17 protein-coding genes and 1 pseudogene are annotated in these 17,241 nt (G+C 33.5%); 14 read left to right on the forward strand and 4 right to left on the reverse strand.

Annotation, left to right across the window (positions count from 1 at the left end; all coding sequences use genetic code 11):
- On the forward strand, positions 1 to 483 hold a 483-nt coding region (locus VLC96_RS10630), incomplete at its 5' end, for a DUF421 domain-containing protein (protein ID WP_325262793.1).
- 342 nt (positions 484 to 825) lie between these two features.
- Here the strand turns inward: VLC96_RS10630 and VLC96_RS10635 are convergent.
- The 3 genes from VLC96_RS10635 to hutH are packed head-to-tail and all read right to left on the reverse strand — an operon-like array spanning position 826 to position 4,409.
- A complete protein-coding gene (locus tag VLC96_RS10635) occupies positions 826 to 2,175 on the reverse strand; it encodes an inorganic phosphate transporter (RefSeq protein ID WP_325262795.1) in 1,350 nt (449 codons plus the stop codon).
- Positions 2,176 to 2,198: 23 nt separating this feature from the next.
- Positions 2,199 to 2,843, reverse strand: coding sequence for a DUF47 domain-containing protein (locus VLC96_RS10640; protein WP_325262798.1), 645 nt, complete (start codon positions 2,841 to 2,843; stop codon positions 2,199 to 2,201).
- A 51-nt stretch (positions 2,844 to 2,894) separates the two neighbouring features.
- Positions 2,895 to 4,409: a histidine ammonia-lyase gene (gene hutH, locus VLC96_RS10645; protein ID WP_325262800.1), complete on the reverse strand. Its 1,515-nt coding sequence runs from the start codon at positions 4,407 to 4,409 to the stop codon at positions 2,895 to 2,897.
- Between the two features lie 652 nt (positions 4,410 to 5,061).
- On the opposite strand from hutH, the gene thrA reads away from it, so the two are divergent.
- The 8 genes from thrA (at position 5,062) to VLC96_RS10685 (ending at position 13,792) form a co-directional block, all read left to right on the forward strand.
- Positions 5,062 to 7,509, forward strand: a complete 2,448-nt coding sequence (gene thrA, locus VLC96_RS10650; RefSeq protein WP_325262802.1) for a bifunctional aspartate kinase/homoserine dehydrogenase I — start codon at positions 5,062 to 5,064, stop codon at positions 7,507 to 7,509.
- Between the two features lie 84 nt (positions 7,510 to 7,593).
- Positions 7,594 to 8,514, forward strand: coding sequence for a homoserine kinase (locus tag VLC96_RS10655; protein ID WP_325262803.1), 921 nt, complete (start codon positions 7,594 to 7,596; stop codon positions 8,512 to 8,514).
- Between the two features lie 87 nt (positions 8,515 to 8,601).
- A complete protein-coding gene (gene thrC / locus VLC96_RS10660) occupies positions 8,602 to 9,891 on the forward strand; it encodes a threonine synthase (protein ID WP_325262805.1) in 1,290 nt (429 codons plus the stop codon).
- 184 nt (positions 9,892 to 10,075) lie between these two features.
- Positions 10,076 to 10,582 (forward strand): Crp/Fnr family transcriptional regulator, encoded by a 507-nt coding sequence (locus VLC96_RS10665; RefSeq protein ID WP_325262807.1) that lies wholly within the window; start codon positions 10,076 to 10,078, stop codon positions 10,580 to 10,582.
- A 57-nt stretch (positions 10,583 to 10,639) separates the two neighbouring features.
- On the forward strand, positions 10,640 to 11,191 hold the full coding sequence (locus VLC96_RS10670) for a DinB family protein (protein WP_325262810.1): 552 nt from the start codon (positions 10,640 to 10,642) through the stop codon (positions 11,189 to 11,191).
- A gap of 273 nt (positions 11,192 to 11,464) precedes the next feature.
- The gene (gene glsA, locus VLC96_RS10675; protein WP_325262812.1) at positions 11,465 to 12,508 is read left to right on the forward strand and encodes a glutaminase A; all 1,044 of its coding nucleotides are present in this window, start codon (positions 11,465 to 11,467) and stop codon (positions 12,506 to 12,508) included.
- 245 nt (positions 12,509 to 12,753) lie between these two features.
- Complete coding sequence (locus tag VLC96_RS10680; RefSeq protein WP_325262814.1) at positions 12,754 to 13,143, forward strand: SpoIIAA family protein; 390 nt, start codon at positions 12,754 to 12,756, stop codon at positions 13,141 to 13,143.
- A gap of 58 nt (positions 13,144 to 13,201) precedes the next feature.
- Positions 13,202 to 13,792, forward strand: coding sequence for an HD domain-containing protein (locus VLC96_RS10685; protein WP_325262816.1), 591 nt, complete (start codon positions 13,202 to 13,204; stop codon positions 13,790 to 13,792).
- A 25-nt stretch (positions 13,793 to 13,817) separates the two neighbouring features.
- On the opposite strand, the gene VLC96_RS10690 is transcribed toward VLC96_RS10685, so the two are convergent.
- Positions 13,818 to 14,264: a hypothetical protein gene (locus tag VLC96_RS10690; RefSeq protein WP_325262818.1), complete on the reverse strand. Its 447-nt coding sequence runs from the start codon at positions 14,262 to 14,264 to the stop codon at positions 13,818 to 13,820.
- A gap of 172 nt (positions 14,265 to 14,436) precedes the next feature.
- Between VLC96_RS10690 and VLC96_RS10695 the strand changes: the two genes are divergently transcribed.
- From VLC96_RS10695 to VLC96_RS10715, 5 genes and pseudogenes are all read left to right on the forward strand, one after another.
- Positions 14,437 to 14,751 (forward strand): hypothetical protein, encoded by a 315-nt coding sequence (locus VLC96_RS10695; RefSeq protein ID WP_325262821.1) that lies wholly within the window; start codon positions 14,437 to 14,439, stop codon positions 14,749 to 14,751.
- Positions 14,752 to 14,827: 76 nt separating this feature from the next.
- Positions 14,828 to 15,307, forward strand: a complete 480-nt coding sequence (locus VLC96_RS10700) for a hypothetical protein (protein ID WP_325262824.1) — start codon at positions 14,828 to 14,830, stop codon at positions 15,305 to 15,307.
- 168 nt (positions 15,308 to 15,475) lie between these two features.
- Positions 15,476 to 15,793, forward strand: a complete 318-nt coding sequence (locus VLC96_RS10705) for a hypothetical protein (protein ID WP_325262826.1) — start codon at positions 15,476 to 15,478, stop codon at positions 15,791 to 15,793.
- Positions 15,794 to 15,802: 9 nt separating this feature from the next.
- Entirely contained in the window at positions 15,803 to 16,873 is a 1,071-nt protein-coding gene (locus VLC96_RS10710; protein WP_325262828.1) for a DNA topoisomerase IB, read from the forward strand.
- Between the two features lie 75 nt (positions 16,874 to 16,948).
- A pseudogene (locus VLC96_RS10715) lies at positions 16,949 to 17,241 on the forward strand (hypothetical protein); the annotation flags it as partial.

The raw sequence follows: 17,241 nt of genomic DNA on the forward strand, positions 1-17,241 counted from the left end.
ACTGCTGTATATTTATTCATGGTAATTGCCTTGAGGATTTTTGGTAAAAAAGAATTATCACAACTCAATACCGCTGACGTAATTTTGATTTTATTGATTAGCAATTCGGTTCAGAATGCGATGGTGGGTAATAACACAACACTTTTGGGTGGTCTTGCTGCTGCAACTGTACTTTTTGCTATTAATTTTTTTATCAAAAAACTGATTTTTAAGTATCAAAAATTCGGTGAATTCATGCTTGAAAAACCTGAAATCCTGATTCACAACGGAACTTTAGATTTTCAAACCCTAGGCAAATTAAATATCACATCTGAAGAATTAAAAGAAGCGATGCGAGAACATGGTATTGAATATTTTAAGGACGTAAAATTGGCGATGCTTGAAATAGATGGAAACATAAGTATTATTACTGGTGACAAAAATTTAAAACAAACTCATTATAAACGCAGAAAAAATCATAAAGATTTGTTTCGGGGGAATTAAATTTTCAAACTGATATATATGTATTCAGATTGATTTTAGATAATATAGAAACACCAATTCTAGTTGTTTATCTTTATTCGTTTTATCAATTTTACTTTATTCATTCAATCCTCCATTCCTTTTTTAAGAATATCCCTTATAAAACGTAATTTAGATTGTTAGCCCCGATGGAAACGGCATCCTTTTTCTCGCTGCTGCCAACGAGAAAAAGATATAGTGTACAGCGGGTGAAATGTTGATTATTACTGAAAAGATTCTGCTCCAAAAATAATTACCATTCTTTAAGGCATAAAAAAACCATTCAAAGAACTGAATGGTTTTTTTATGATTGAATTTTACTTTTTATAAAAATATTTTTAGAATCCAATAGACTATTGAAGCTAGTAAGGCCGAAACTGGAATAGTTAGCACCCAAGCCCAAAGCAAACTTACCGTTACTCCCCAACGAACTGCAGAAATACGTTTGGTTAATCCTACTCCGATAATAGAACCTGTAATGGTATGAGTGGTACTTACCGGCACTTTAAAATGTTCCGTAAAATAAAGTGTCAAAGCTCCTGCTGTTTCGGCTGCAACTCCTTCAAAAGAAGTCACTTTAGTGATTTTAGAACCCATTGTTTTTACGATTTTCCAACCTCCACTTAATGTTCCAACTGCAATAGCTGTATAACATGCTAAAGGAATCCATTCTGGCATTACACCTTTTATTCCTTTATCATCATCTGGAAGTATTACTTGCAACCAATGTGGTAAATTTAAAATATCAACACCACTAGTTTTAATGTAAACAGCAACAGCTGCTGCGATAATCCCCATCACTTTTTGTGAATCATTCCCTCCATGTCCTAAACTAAATGCTGCAGAAGATAATAATTGCATTTTTTTCAAAACAGCATCAGCTCTATTTAGATTCAAGCTGCTAAACACTAAAGCGAATGTTGAAATTGATAATATTATAAAAGCTACCAAAAACCATTTAATGTTATGTGATTCAAATACAACGCTCCAAAAAACAGAATTTTCAAAACGTGGTTTTTCAATTTTTTCGAATGGAACGATTTGACTGTACACAAACCAAATAGAAAGTATCATCAATGCAATAGTAAACAACTTAGGCACAATACTTTTTCTAGAAGCATTTAATAACCAAATAGAAATTAAATACGACATTATTACTCCTAACAACGGAGCCAGAACAATAAATGCGATAATAATAATAACACCTGTAGGCATTCCACCGTCTTTCCCGGCTTTGTACCAACTCACGATATCATACCAATGTTTGGTGTGTTGTACTCCGTCCTGAAGAATCGTATAATCCGAAAATCCATGCACAGTAATTGCATGTGCAATAGCTGCACCAGCAAAACCACCAATTAAAGTATGTGAAGAACTGGAAGGAATTCCTTGCCACCAAGTAATTAAGTTCCAAATAATAGCAGCAACAACACCAGCGAGAATTACAACTAAATCGATTTGACTGGCATCGGCTGTCTTTGCAACGGTATTAGCAACACCCAAACCAAAAACCCAATAAGCCAAAAAGTTAAAAAAGGCTGCCCAAAGTACCGCTTGAAAAGGCGACAAAACCTTGGTCGCAACAACAGTAGCAATAGCATTGGCCGCATCATGAAACCCATTGATGTAATCAAAAATTAATGCTAGAACTATAATAATTAATAATAAAGTCATATCAATATCTTAGAATGAATAGATTAAGAATGTTTTACTGTGATAGATTCTAAAACACTGGCAACACTCTTACATTTATCAGTTGCAGATTCTAAAACTGACAATACTTCTTTATATTTAATGATATTTTTAGCGTCTGTTTCGTTTTCAAAAATTTCAAATACAGCTTTATTATAAACCATATCTGATTTGTTTTCTAATTTGTTGATTTTTGCACAAGCATGAGTAATCGTTTTCATATTACTCAAGTTTTTCAACTCTTTAACAGCAACATCAATATGTTGACAAGCTTCCAAATTGATTTCTGTCATTTTGCGAATTGATTTAGTAATCTTATCCACCTGATACAAGCGCATTCTGGTTGCTGCTCCATGAAGATAGTCGGCTACGTAATCAATAGAAGTAATTAAAGAGTGAATATCTTCTCTATCAAAAGGAGTGATAAAGTTTCTACTCAATTCTAAATTGGTTTGGCGGGTAATATCCTCCCCTTTTTGTTCTAATTCATCAATTTTTATAAAAATAACTTCTCTTTCTTTTAAAGGAAGGTTAACTGCTTCGTGTAAGTTTGAAGCTAATTCAATTAAATTGCTAGAGGCTTCTTCGAAAAGAGGAAAGAATTTTTTGTCCTTTGGGACTAAAAATTGGAAGATACTATTTAATGACATTTGTTTTTGTTTTTTTATAGTGCAAAATTAGTTCATTATTCTCGGTCAATGTTAAGCCAGTGTTAACAAATCGTTTTCTATTTGAAAAGTATTTAGGAAATTTACAGTTTTTTCTATGTCAAAATGTAAAATTCTATCTTCTTTTACTAAAGAAACTTCTTCTCTGTAGGATTTTAAAAACATTTCTATAAAATCACTTGACTGTAAAGGTCGGCGATATTCGATAGCTTGAGAGGCATTCATAAGTTCTATTGCCAAAATTCGTTCTAAATTATCCATCACACGCAAACATTTTGTAGCTCCATTAGCTCCCATACTCACATGATCTTCCTGCCCATTACTTGAGACAATACTATCTACACTTGATGGAGTCGCCAACTGTTTATTTTGACTGGCAATACTTGCGGCAGTATATTGCGGAATCATAAACCCGGAATTTAATCCTGGATTATCTACCAAAAACGCTGGAAGATTACGCAATCCTGAAATTAGTTGATAGGTTCTACGCTCAGAAATACTTCCTAATTCTGCCAAAGCAATAGCCATAAAATCTAAAGCTAACGCCAAAGGCTGTCCATGAAAATTTCCGCCAGAAATAATCTGATCGCTTTCTATAAATATATTAGGATTATCAGTTACCGAATTTATTTCAGTTTTGAATACTTTCTTTACATAATCAAAAGCATCTTTTGAAGCACCATGAACTTGCGGAATGCAACGGAAAGAGTACGGATCTTGAACATATGTTTTTGGCTGTTCAATAATTTCGCTACCATCCAGAAAATCTTTTACTCTTTTGGCTGTTGCGATTTGACCATTATGAGGCCTGATGTAATGAATCAATTCATTAAAAGGTTCTATTCTTCCATCAAATCCTTCCAAAGAAATTGCTCCTATAAGATCAGCAAAAAAAGAAAGTTTACTAGTTTTCATTACGATGTGGGCTCCATATGCGCTCATAAATTGAGTTCCGTTTAACAAAGCCAAACCTTCTTTGGATTGCAAAACAATTGGTTCCCAACCAAAGTGATCTAAAACTTCGCTTGAATTGATTTTTTTACCTCCAAACCAAACTTCACCTTCTCCTAATAATGGTAATGACAAATGTGCCAATGGAGCTAAATCCCCTGAAGCTCCCAAAGATCCTTGCGTATAAATTACCGGCAAAACATCGTTGTTGTAAAAATCTACTAATCGCTCGACAGTTTGTAACTGAATTCCAGAATGACCGTAACTTAATGATTGAATTTTGAGCAACAACATTAATTTTACAATTTCATTTGGCACTTCTTCACCTGTACCACAAGCATGTGATTTCACAAGGTTTTCTTGAAGCTTTGATAAATTTTCGTTTGAAATTTTCACATTACAAAGAGAACCAAAACCTGTATTTATCCCATAAATTGGCTCTGAATGTGAAGCCATTTTAGCATCCAAAAAGTCTCTGCATTTCTGAATGTTATTTTTTGCTAAATCTGAAAGCTTTAGAATCTTATTGTGAGATAAAATTTCTTCTAAAATTTCAAAAGAAAGCAGGTCGGTACTTATATAATGTATATTCTCCATTTGACTTGATTATAAATGTCAAAATTCTACAAATCAATATTAAAAAGCAATGTTTTTTGATAATAATTTAAAAAACCAAATATACCAAAGGTAACAGGGCTTACATTGCTTATTTCCTTTTAAAGTAGATCATTTTATAAAAAATTTTCTCATCACAACTACTTTTTACGTTCAAATTCTATCGGATACCCATCAAAATTAGCTTTAAAAACATTCATTTGACTCGATTAAAAACAAACATAATCTCAAAAAATCAGATAATAAATTATTCAATATCAAATTTGGATAGCTATTAAAAAATAATTGTTAAAATATTCGCAAAAACATTCATTAAAGCTTTGTCTTTTTATAAAAAACAGTACTTTTGGGAAATCAAAATGAAAAAATTTAACAGTACATATCACTCTTCGATAACAACTCAAATTTGGGTTGCTCTTGCTGTTACAACTACATCTACTACAATTACTACCCCTTAGGGGTATACATTCAACATATAATCCGGTTTGCTATACTTTTTTTGATAAAGAAAGAAAGTCATGGGTGCATAGAAACCATTTTGCAATCAAAATAAAAAACATCAAAATCGCTGAATTTCAGAATAGTAATTTTTAATCAGCAATTCAAATTTACATAAAACAAATACAAACTTGTTATGAGAGTATTAAAATTTGGTGGTACTTCGGTAGCCAATGCAGAAAACATAAAATTAGTTTTAGATATAGTTCTTAATAAAGCACAAGAAGAAAAACTTGTTGTGGTAGTATCAGCCTTAAGCAAAGTAACGGATTTGTTACAAGCAGCAGCTTCAAAAGCCGCTTCAAATGATGAAAGCTTTAAAGAAATTGTTTCAGACATTGAGAAAAAACATTTAGACGCTCTTAAACAACTTATTCCTGTTAGCGAACAAAGCGGTTCATTAAGTCATATTAAAAGAATCATCAATCATTTAGAAACATTATTGGATGGATGTTTTCTTTTAGGCGAATTATCTCCAAGAACTCTAGATACAATACTAAGTTTTGGCGAATTGTTATCATCTTACATCATTGCCGAAGCATTAAAACAAAAATTAAAAAACAGCGCTTATAAAGACAGCCGCGAATTGATTAAAACTAATAATCAATTTGGTAAAGCTGCCGTAAACTTTGACGTTACCAATCAACTTATAATTGATCACTTCAAATCAAATGATGCTTTAGTAACTGTAATGCCTGGTTTCATAGCGCTTTCTATGGACGGAATTATCACTACTTTAGGACGCGGTGGATCTGATTATACTGCAGCGATTATAGCTGGCGCTTTGAATGCAAGTGAATTAGAAATCTGGACAGACGTAAACGGAATGTTTACTGCTAATCCAAAAATCGTAAAACAAGCCAGACCTATTGCTACAATATCATATCAAGAAGCAATGGAATTGTCTCATTTTGGTGCTAAAGTTTTATATCCACCAACAATTCAACCGGTTTTACAAAAAAACATTCCAATAATAATCAAAAACACTTTTGAGACAAAAGCCGAGGGAACTTTGATTTCTGATATTGTTACTGATCATACAAATCCAGTAAAAGGAATTACTCATATTGATAATATTACTTTGATTACTCTTGAAGGTTCAGGAATGATTGGAGTTGCGGGTTCTTCAAAACGTTTATTTGAGGTTTTGTCTAATGAAAGTATCAACGTTATTTTTATTACTCAAGCGTCATCAGAGCACTCTATTTGTATTGGTATTTTAAATTCGGATGCTGAAACTGCTGAAATTGCGATCAACAAAGCGTTCCAGATAGAAATTGCTCAAAATAAAGTTGATCCTTGTATCGTTGAACAAAATCTTTGCATTATTGCTTTGGTTGGTGAAAACATGAAAAACCACCAAGGTTTAAGCGGAAGAATGTTTAGCACTTTAGGTAAAAACAACGTCAACATCCGTGCAATTGCGCAAGGTGCTTCCGAAAGAAACATCTCGGTAGTTATCAATGAAAGAGATGTTAAAAAAGCATTGAACACATTACACGAAAATTTCTTCGAAGAAAACACCAAACAATTAAACTTGTTTGTAATGGGTGTTGGAAACGTAGGTGAAAAATTCATCGAACAAATCCATCAACAAAAGAAATTCTTAAGAGAAAATCTAAAAATAAACCTTAGAGTTATTGCTGTTTCCAATTCCAGAAAAATGCATTTTGACGAGGATGGAATTTCACTAAAACACTGGCAATCTCTTTTGGAAAATGGAGAAACTGCAAACAAAGAAGAATTTATAGCAAAAGTAAAAGCGCTTAATTTACGTAACAGTATTTTTGTTGATATTACTGCGAATGAAGAAGTTTCTAAAACATACGAGCAATATTTAAATCAAAATGTTGCAGTTGTAACTTGTAACAAAATCGCTTGTTCATCGGCTTATGATAATTATAAAAAGCTAAAAAATTTATCTCGTCAATTTAATGCTCCTTTTCTTTTTGAAACAAATGTTGGAGCTGGATTGCCAATCATTGATACAGTAAAAAACTTAATTGCTTCTGGTGATAAAGTACATAAAATTCAAGCCGTTTTGTCAGGAAGTCTGAATTTTATTTTCAATAATTTTGATGAAAATAATACTTTTCATGACGTTGTGAAAGAGGCTGGTGTTCAGGGGTTTACAGAGCCAGATCCAAAAATAGATTTAAGTGGAATTGACGTAGCCAGAAAGATTCTTATTTTGATTCGTGAAAGTGGTTATCAAATGGAAATTGATGATATCGAAAACAAATCTTTCCTCCCAAAAGACTGCATGGGAACAACTAATAATGAAGCATTTTTTGCCTCATTAAAAGAACATGCAAGACACTTCGAATCTATTTTAGCGGAAGCAAATGAAAAAGAAAGCAGATTAAAATTTGTCGCTCAATTCGAGGATGGAAAAGCAAGCGTAGGTCTACAATTCATACCAAAAGATCACCCGTTTTATAATTTGGAAGGAAAAGACAACATTGTTTTATTCTATACAGATCGTTATGTTGATCAGCCGTTATTAATCAAAGGTGCTGGTGCCGGAGCAGCGGTTACTGCTTCTGGTATATTTGCAGATGTAATTCGAATAGGAAATGTTTAAAATAAGTTACTGAGATTCTAAGTCTCTAAGATGCTAAGCCATCTCAGAAACTTAGAAACTCAGTTTCTTAGAATCTATAAAAAAATGAATGAAATAAAACTATTTTGCCCCGCTACAATTGCGAATCTTTCGTGTGGTTTTGATGTACTCGGATTATGTTTGGCCACTGCTGGTGACGAAATGATTGTCCGCAAATCAGATGTGAAAGGTGTTCGCATTACCAAAATAGTCGGTGCCGATTTACCAATGGAGACCGAAAACAACGTTTCAGGTGTTGCTGCTCTGGCAATGCTGGAAGAAGTGGAAACTGAATTTGGTTTTGAAATTGAAATCTACAAAAACATCAAAGCGGGAAGCGGAATTGGAAGCAGTGCTGCTAGTTCAGCCGGTGCGGTTTTTGGAATCAATGAATTACTAGGTCGTCCTTTTACTAGAAAAGAATTAGTAAAATTTGCTATGCAAGGCGAAAAACTTGCTAGTGGAAACGCTCATGCCGATAATGTTGCCCCTGCTCTTTTGGGAGGCTTTACATTAGTGCGAAGTTCAAATCCTTTGGATATTATCAAAATCGACAGCCCATCTGAATTATATGCTACGGTAGTCCATCCTCAAATTGAGTTAAAAACATCTGATGCCCGTTCGGTATTAAAGCAAAACGTTTCTCTAAAAAGTGCTATTACGCAATGGGGAAATGTTGGCGGATTGGTAGCAGGATTATACACTCAAGATTATGAATTGATCGGACGTTCGTTACACGACGAAATCATCGAACCGATTCGCTCAATGTTGATTCCCGGATTTGATTTAATAAAACAAACTGCTTACGAAAATGGCGCTTTAGGTTCTGGAATATCAGGTTCTGGTCCTTCTATTTTCGCATTAAGCAAAGGGAAAGAAAACGCCGATAAAATCGCCAAAGCCATGAGTGCTGTTTACGAAGAAATGAATTTACCATACGAAATTCACGTTTCTAAAGTAAATGACGAAGGAATGAAAATAATTTAGTAATTAGTGATTAGTCCATAGTTTTATGCTTATTACTAAGGACTAATCACTAAAAACTAAAGACTAACAACTAAGGACTTAAAAAAAATGAAATATTACAGTTTAAACCATAATGCACCAAACGTTTCGTTTCAAGAAGCAGTAATTCAAGGATTGGCAACCGATAAAGGTTTGTATTTCCCTGAAACAATTACTCCCCTAGCTCAAAGTTTTTTTGACAATATCGAAAATTTATCACATGAAGAAATTGCTTTTGAAGCGATCAAACAATTTGTGGGAGACGAAATTCCTGCTGATACTCTAAAACAAATCATTGCCGAAACTCTATGTTTCGATTTCCCTTTGGTGGAAGTCGAAAACGGAATCTATTCCCTTGAATTGTTTCATGGACCTACAATGGCGTTCAAAGATGTCGGAGCTAGATTCATGTCACGTTGTTTAGGCTATTTTAATAAAGACAAAAAAGATAACAAAAATACTGTATTAGTAGCAACTTCTGGAGATACTGGAGGTGCTGTTGCCAGTGGTTTTCTAGGTGTTCAAGGTGTTGATGTAGTGATTCTTTATCCTTCTGGAAAAGTAAGCGACATTCAAGAAAAACAGTTAACGACTTTGGGGCAAAACATAAAAGCTCTTGAAGTAGATGGTGTTTTTGATGATTGCCAAGACATGGTCAAAAAAGCGTTTTTGGACAAAGATTTAGAACACGTACACCTGACTTCTGCCAATTCTATTAATATTGCGCGTTGGTTGCCGCAAATGTTTTACTTCTTCTTTGCTTACAAAGCATTGAAATCGCAAAACAAACCATTAATTTTCTCTTGCCCAAGTGGAAACTTCGGAAATATTTGCGCAGGAATCATTGCCAAAAAACTAGGATTACCAGTAGAGCATTTCGTAGCATCTACAAATGTAAATGATACTGTTCCGAGATTCCTTATTAACGGAATTTATGACCCAAAACCATCTATCGCAACGATTTCAAATGCTATGGATGTTGGGAACCCAAGTAATTTTATCCGTATTCAGGAGATGTACCAAAATGATTTGGAGCAATTCAAAAAAGATTTTAGTTCGTACACTTATACTGACGAAGAAACTTTGGTAGCAATGAAAGCCATTTACAACCAAAGAGGTTACATCGCAGAACCACACGGCGCTGTTGGTTATTTGGGACTGAAAAAAGAATTACAAAACATTCCAAACGCAATTGGTATCTTTCTTGAAACCGCACATCCTATCAAGTTCTTGGATGTAGTAGAGCCAGCTTTAGGAGTAACTTTACCATTACCGCAGCAAATAGAAAGCGTAATGAACAAAGAGAAAGTAAGTACCAAAATTAAAACATACGAGGAATTAAAAGCTTTCTTAGGATAGATTTTAAAATCGCTAAATAGTAAACGACTGAAATTAATTTTTCGGTCGTTTTTTTTTAGAAGCTAATCATCCTGTCCACTTTTTTTGTAAAATCTAAACCAATGAATATCTTTGGTTTGAGAATAATTTTGGAATAAATCTCCACAACTCATCTAACATACTAAACCTTTAAGATTTACAAACAATGAAAGAAATTGTTGCACTTTCTAACAAGACAATCACCATCAACAGAAACGAATTTCTGAAAGTAAAAGGTAGTATTGACACCAATATTTATTATGTGGAAAGTGGAAGTTTGAGAATTTTTGTTTTGGACGATTATGAAGAACAAACGATTCGGTTTGGGTACAAAGAAAATATAATTGTTTCGTTAGACTCTTTTTTAACAGAAAAGCCTTCTGACTTATTTATACAGGCGATCAAAAAAACCATCATAAAAGTGATAACTAAACAACAAATCGATTTTTTTTTGGAAACTGAAAGCAACAGAACTTTGTGGACGAAAATTTTAGAAAATTTGGTCATTCAACAAATGGAACGCGAAATTGATATTCTGACTAATTCACCAAAAGAAAGATACGAAAGAGTTTTAAAAAGAAGTCCGCAACTTTTTCAAGAAATCCCAAACAAACATATTGCCAATTACATGCGAATGAGTCCAGAAACTTTGTCACGACTCAAAAAATCTTGATTTCAATCAATATTTCTAAAAAATACTTTTTTAACATTTGTATAAAAAATTGAAATTATGCAATCCGAAAAATTAATACAGCAGTTTTTAGAGCAGACAAGACAAATTACAAATCAGGCTGAAAACCTAAAAACCTTTGATTTGAATACATTAACGTGGAAAGAAAACAATACTTCCTGGAGCATTTTAGAATGTTTGGAGCACCTGAATTTGTACGGAGACTTTTACTTGCCACAAATAGAAACCAAATTAAAAACTTCTACCAGCAAACCCGAAAGTGAATTTAAAAGTGGACTATTGGGAAATTACTTTGCAAAAAGTATGTTGCCCAAAGAAAAACTCAACAAAATGAAAACTTTTAAAGATAAAAACCCATTGAATGCAAAGCTTGACACAGCTGTCATAGATAAATTTATTGGTCAGCAAATCAAACTTTTGGACTTATTGAACCAATCTAGAAACGCAAGCTTGAATAAAGTTAAAATTCCAACTTCAATTTCGAGTTTAATTAAACTAAAATTAGGAGACACATTTCAGTTTTACATCAATCATATAATTAGGCATTTAAAACAAATAGAAAGAATACAGCTCGCAATGAAAAATGTCTGATTTCTGTTATGGATTACCATAACCCCACTAGTGCGCATTTTCAATCCGCTCCCGTAAAGATTCAACTCAATAAAATTATATTCTTTGTAGGCACGGATTGAACTCAGCGCTACTCTAAACCAAATATGAAATACAATAATTCTCTAAAATCACAATTCACTATCCTACAATTCATTCCGTAAAAAATTAGACCAAAAAAAAGTTATTGATTATCTTTATAATCATTTTGATAGTTGCCCCCATTATTTTTAATTCCCTAAAAAATTAAGCACTATGAAAAAACTCTTCTTTTTTGAAAATCTAAAATTCTTGATTGTTCTTCTTTTGATTGTCAATTTTTCCAAAATCGAAAAAATCCAAGCCCAAAAAAAATCACTTACTCAACCGAATATTCAGAATGTAATCGATGAAGCATTCACCAAATTCAAAGACCTTCAAGGAGGAAAAAACGCAGATTATATTAAAGAACTCGCCAATGTTGATCCTAATATTTTTGGGATCGCAATCGTAACTACCGATGGAACGGTTTACACAAAAGGAGATATTACATCAATGGTTTCAATACAAAGCGTTTCCAAAGTATTTACAATGGCAAAAGTGTTGGACGAACAAGGTCCTCAGGTCATCCAGGACAAAATAGGAGTTGACGCCACTGGAATGCGTTTTAATTCTATTGTGGCCATAGAAATGCAAAAAGGAAAAGAAATAAATCCTCTCGTAAATCCTGGTGCTATTGCCGCTGTTAGCCTTGTAAAAGGTGCCGATTCCATTGCTAAATGGAAATCAATTGTGCAAATACAGAGCGACTTTGCAGGAAGACCACTTTCTATGAATATTCCTGTATACAAAAGTGAGGCAGGAGATAATTTGCGCAATCAGGCCATTGCGCACTTACTGCAAGCATACGGCCGAATGTATTTTGATCCTGTTGAATCTACTGATATTTACACCAAGCAATGTGCTTTGAATGTGACTGCAAAAGACCTCGCAATAATGGCTTCGACACTTGCTAATGGCGGCGTTAACCCAATCACCAAAAAGAAAGTAGTGAGTCAGGCAACTGTAATGTACACGTTGCCAGTCATGTCAATCGCAGGTTTGTATGATGATTCCGGAATTTGGTTTTACAATTCTGGACTTCCCGCCAAAAGCGGCGTTGGCGGTGCATTAATAGCTGTTTGTCCTGGCAAATTTGGAATTGCGGTGGTCTCTCCGCCGTTGGACCAGGTAGGTAATAGTCTGAAAGGACAAAAAGTAATTCGCTATGTTGTCGAGCAACTCAAGGCAAATCCTTATTGGATAGAACCAAAAAACTAAAATTAAAATCTGGGCGTGACCACGTTCAGTAAAGTGGCTTACTTATATGAACGCTTACAAAGCCCCTTTACTCAACGCGGTCGGGCTATCCGCTCCGCTGCGGCGGATTGCTTCTATCCCTCACGCAAAAGTCAAGATTCAACTTCAAAAGTCAAGATTCAAAATCTCCAATCTAAAATCATAGTTCATTAATCTGCAATCATAATTTGTAACTTGCAAAGAGTTTCATTTTAAAAATTTATATCATGCTCACTCAAATTAAAACATTCAAGGGAAATGCTCTCGCTTTGGAAATAACTGAAAATTTCACAGAGACAGACGCACAATTAATCGAAAAACTTTTTGAAGAAAAAATAAGCCAGGGTTTTGCACATGTCAACATACTAATCAAAGTCAAAGACATGTCGATAATGAAAAACATGGAAATAAAAGGCTTCTTAAAAGGCGAATTTTGGGGAATGACACACTTTGGCAAACTAGGACGTTGCGCTGTTGTAACCCATTCTGATTTTATCGAGACAGTTGTCAAAATTGAAAACAAGGTCCTGAGTTTATTTAATTCCGCTTTCGAAGAAAAATATTTTGACACCACACAATTAGACGAAGCACTGAAATACATCAGCCCCGAAGAATAAATACCTCAACATTCAAATGTAATATTGCCAATGCCATTCTTTCAAAATTTAAAATATAATGCAGACTGAAAATTTATTAAAACAAGTAGCTTTCATCAAAGAAATTGACAAGCTAAAATACATTCAACGCAAAACCAAATTATTCAACAGCGACCGATGCGAAAATGACGCTGAGCACAGCTGGCATTTGGCGATGATGACCATTGTATTAGCTGAACATTCGAACAAACCAATTGACGTTTTAAAAGTAATGAAAATGGTGCTGATCCATGATATTGTCGAAATTGATTCTGGTGATGTTTTTCTTTACGACACCACAAAAAACCATGTTAATACCGAAGAAGAATTAATTGCAGCGAAGAGAATTTTTGGTCTTTTGCCAACAGAACAAGCCGAAGAGTTTATTGCTATCTGGCAAGAATTTGAAGATGGTCTGACTGATGAAGCAAAATTTGCAAAATCAATGGATCGGTTTGAGCCTTTGCTTCAAAATACTTCAAATAATGGAGGAACTTGGGTAGAATATAATGTGCCCTATCAAAAAGTCTATGATAAGAAAAAAGTAATTGGAAATGGTTCTGAATCCATCTGGAATTATGCCGAAAATTTAATTAATGAAAGCGTTGAAAAAGGAATTTTAAAGAAATAATAAAACTGATTCTTAAAAAAACATCTTACTTAAATGAATTTTCGAATTGTTTTTTATCAATTGGTTCAAACAAAAAATTGGATTCTTTGAATTTTAAAGTACCTTTTACATAAAAAGGTATAGTCATATAAGTTGATATTATTCCTGTGCCAAGTTTTAGATTTTGATCCTTTTCAAGTACAACAAAAGGAGCTCTCTTTATATCACCACCATAAGATCTATAGCAAAAATCCCCCTTTAAAGTATCTCTAAAGCGATTTCCACGAACGGCTCCAGAATCTTTTCCTAACTGACCATATCTAATTTCGTATTCACCATAAAAAGTATTTTTTGTAAAAACCAATGAAAGATAAGCTATACTATCTCCTTGTGAAGCTTTGTAAAATTTTCTGATCTTACCGTTAGTTTCTTTCTTATTACAACTATAGAGACAAAAAATTACCGCCATTAAAAAAATCAACTTCTTTATCATACAATTATTTATTCTAATTCACCAAATAGGATTGCTGCCACAAATATAAAACAACAAAATATATGCTTCCCTTCTTTACATAATTTTTGATGCATTTCATCATCAAATCAAAATAGTCAAAACTCTGTTAAAGCATTTGATTTTGCTGGATTTTCAATATATATTTACCAATATGAAAATAACACATAAAATAGCACTTTATTCCCTCTGCCTGCTGTTAAGTCTTACTTGGATTAGCGCTAGTGTTACGTATATCATAAAAACAACATCCGAAAAAAATGTTGATGATAAAAAAGAAGCTCTCCCAGAAAGCAAATCTGATGAAGAGAAAAAATTTGAAATAGTTTATGACTTTTCACCTTCGTTCAATATTCCATTTCAGGCAAAAGTTGAGAATGTTGTAAATTTTTATAACATAAATACAATACCTCAATCAGTGTTTTTGGATTTATCAAATCCGCCTCCCGAATTTCATTTATTTGCTTAAGAACAAATTCCAACGCTTCAATGTGTTCGGAAAAAAATTTTTATACACTTAAATTTAATTCAAATATTAACTACCTATGAAAACGATACTGACACTTGCACTTACTTTATTTACTTCCTTTCTATTTGCGGACTCACATATTATTGTAAAACAAAATGGAGAAAAAATGGAAGTAAATTATGTTACTACCAAAAACAACATGGTTTTTTATTCGCTGCCGGGAAGCAGTACCGTAAATGAAATAAGTCTTTTTGCGATTGACAAAGTAATTGATAAATCAACAAATGCAGTTCTAATTGAAAATTCAAAAGTAGATGTCTCTGGAAAATCTGGTTATAAAAAAGTTCAACTTTTAACCAATTCTCAGATAAATGGCTTGAATCAGGTCGCAACATTAACGACCACAATTCATAAACCCAAAGGACAAACCAAATTAGATTGGATCGAACAGGCTTTTATTAGAATAAAAAAACAAGCCGCAGAAAAAGGCTTTCAATTTGTGGTTATTACGAACCAAACTGATTCTCAAATGGAAGCTTTCGCATACACATATTAAATAATTTTTTAATAAATAATAAAGAGGTGAGTTCATTCTTACCTCTTTTTTTATGTCATACGATAATCTAAAGCCGCCAACACATAATTTTACAATTCTAATCTGTAATTCTATAACAGCAAGAAAGTCGCATGAACTTAATTTTATATATTATTAAAAATCAAAGTCATGGACAAACAAATATATCATTATGCTACTGTTTCGAGAGCATTAGAAGAATTAAAAGAAAAAGGTTTTACAGTTGATTTCAACATTCAGGAATCTAAAATCATTAATAATCCGAATGACTTCCAAATCGTACACATTTATCGTTATGAAGGTGAAAGCGATCCTGGAGATGAAGCTACCGTTTTTGGTATAAAATCTAACACTGGCGAAAAAGGTGTTTATGTGGCTGGATTATCTGCCTATACCGATAAAAGTGCTGCAATGGTTTTGAATGATTTAGCCATAAAAGGGCAAAAAGACCAGACCAAATTCGATTAATTTATTGCAATGAAACGCTTACAATCTAAACTCGAAAAAATTGGCCGAGATTCAAAAATCACTGCAAAATCCATAGGATTGCGCTATGCTGTAAAGTGTGATTCAGGCTATTATCGTCAGAGAAAAAATGGCGATTTTATTTTTGTTGATCATTGTAAAAAAGTGCTTCGTGACAAAGAAATTCTCGAAAGAATCAAAAAATTGGTCATTCCTCCCGCTTGGGAATCTGTTTGGATTTCGCCTTATGAAAATGGGCATCTTCAAGCAACTGGTATCGATGCAAAAGGTCGAAAACAATACCGCTATCACCCGCAGTGGAATAAAATACGAAACCAATCCAAATTTTACAGGCTGCGAAGTTTTGCAAATGCTCTACCTTACATACGCCAAAAAGTCGATAAAGATTTAAACCGAAGCGGACTTCCATACGAAAAAGTCATGGCGCTAGTCATTAAATTAATTGAACTGACCAATATTCGAATTGGTAATGAGGCTTATAAAAAATTGTACGGGTCTTTTGGTTTGACAACTTTACAGGACAAGCATGTTCGTTTCCAGGATTCAAAAATCTATTTCAATTTTATTGGAAAAAAAGGTGTTAGCCATAAAATCAGCATTCAAAGTAAAAAGTTAGCCAATCTTGTAAAAAAATGCAAAGATATTCCTGGTCAGGATTTGTTTCAATATTATGATGACGATGGCAAACATCATTGCATCGGTTCAGCAGATATTAATAATTATTTAAAAGAAATAACCCAACAAGATTTTACTGCAAAAGATTTTCGTGCTTGGTCTGGAACGGTAAATGCTTTAATAGCTTTTCAACAATTGACTCCAGCGGAAAATCAAACTGATTGCAAACGCAAAATCGTTCAGGTTCTTGACGAAGTGGCTTCAAAATTGGGAAACACACGCACGGTTTGCAAAAAATATTATGTGCATCCAACAGTAATTGCCGCTTTTGAAAAAGGCACAATTTGGAACTACAAACCAAACCCTAAAAACTCTGATTTGAATGCCGAAGAAAACACTTTGGTGGAATTGCTGGAAAACGAAGCGATAGCTGAAGTTTATTGTTAGTTTATAGTTGTTGTGTGAGAATCAAGTTCGTAATTTCAGCATAAATAACTAACTTCGGGATCAAATTAATTGAAAATGGATAAAATTACTCTTCTCATTTTATTACTTTTTATCTCGACTTTGGCAAAAAGTCAAAATTCAGACTTAGCTGATTTTGAAAAACTAAATCAATCCAAACAATGGCAACTGCAATTTAATGATTCGGGAACTAAAGATTGGCGATCCAAATGGTTTTTGGACGGACTTCATGCTGATATTAAAAACACAAAAGAAGGAATGCTTTTTAATCCAGGAAACATCGAAGGAGATGATGCCTACAATGCCGTTTTATGGACAAAAGATTCGTTTAAAGGGGATTTAAAAATCGA

Source organism: Flavobacterium sp., assembly GCF_035456085.1.
In the GTDB taxonomy this organism is placed as follows: Bacteria; Bacteroidota; Bacteroidia; order Flavobacteriales; family Flavobacteriaceae; genus Flavobacterium.

Bases quoted from the DNA above. Each gene is read 5' to 3' on its own strand.
- thrA (WP_325262802.1), top strand. From the start codon at position 5,062: ATGAGAGTATTAAAATTTGGTGGTACTTCGGTAGCCAATGCAGAAAAC.
- VLC96_RS10655 (WP_325262803.1), top strand. From the start codon at position 7,594: ATGAATGAAATAAAACTATTTTGCCCCGCTACAATTGCGAATCTTTCG.
- thrC (WP_325262805.1), top strand. From the start codon at position 8,602: ATGAAATATTACAGTTTAAACCATAATGCACCAAACGTTTCGTTTCAA.
- glsA (WP_325262812.1), top strand. From the start codon at position 11,465: ATGAAAAAACTCTTCTTTTTTGAAAATCTAAAATTCTTGATTGTTCTT.
- VLC96_RS10700 (WP_325262824.1), top strand. From the start codon at position 14,828: ATGAAAACGATACTGACACTTGCACTTACTTTATTTACTTCCTTTCTA.
- VLC96_RS10685 (WP_325262816.1), top strand. From the start codon at position 13,202: ATGCAGACTGAAAATTTATTAAAACAAGTAGCTTTCATCAAAGAAATT.
- VLC96_RS10635 (WP_325262795.1), bottom strand. From the start codon at position 2,175: ATGACTTTATTATTAATTATTATAGTTCTAGCATTAATTTTTGATTAC.
- VLC96_RS10670 (WP_325262810.1), top strand. From the start codon at position 10,640: ATGCAATCCGAAAAATTAATACAGCAGTTTTTAGAGCAGACAAGACAA.
- VLC96_RS10640 (WP_325262798.1), bottom strand. From the start codon at position 2,843: ATGTCATTAAATAGTATCTTCCAATTTTTAGTCCCAAAGGACAAAAAA.
- VLC96_RS10690 (WP_325262818.1), bottom strand. From the start codon at position 14,264: ATGATAAAGAAGTTGATTTTTTTAATGGCGGTAATTTTTTGTCTCTAT.
- VLC96_RS10705 (WP_325262826.1), top strand. From the start codon at position 15,476: ATGGACAAACAAATATATCATTATGCTACTGTTTCGAGAGCATTAGAA.
- VLC96_RS10665 (WP_325262807.1), top strand. From the start codon at position 10,076: ATGAAAGAAATTGTTGCACTTTCTAACAAGACAATCACCATCAACAGA.
- hutH (WP_325262800.1), bottom strand. From the start codon at position 4,409: ATGGAGAATATACATTATATAAGTACCGACCTGCTTTCTTTTGAAATT.
- VLC96_RS10710 (WP_325262828.1), top strand. From the start codon at position 15,803: ATGAAACGCTTACAATCTAAACTCGAAAAAATTGGCCGAGATTCAAAA.
- VLC96_RS10680 (WP_325262814.1), top strand. From the start codon at position 12,754: ATGCTCACTCAAATTAAAACATTCAAGGGAAATGCTCTCGCTTTGGAA.
- VLC96_RS10695 (WP_325262821.1), top strand. From the start codon at position 14,437: ATGAAAATAACACATAAAATAGCACTTTATTCCCTCTGCCTGCTGTTA.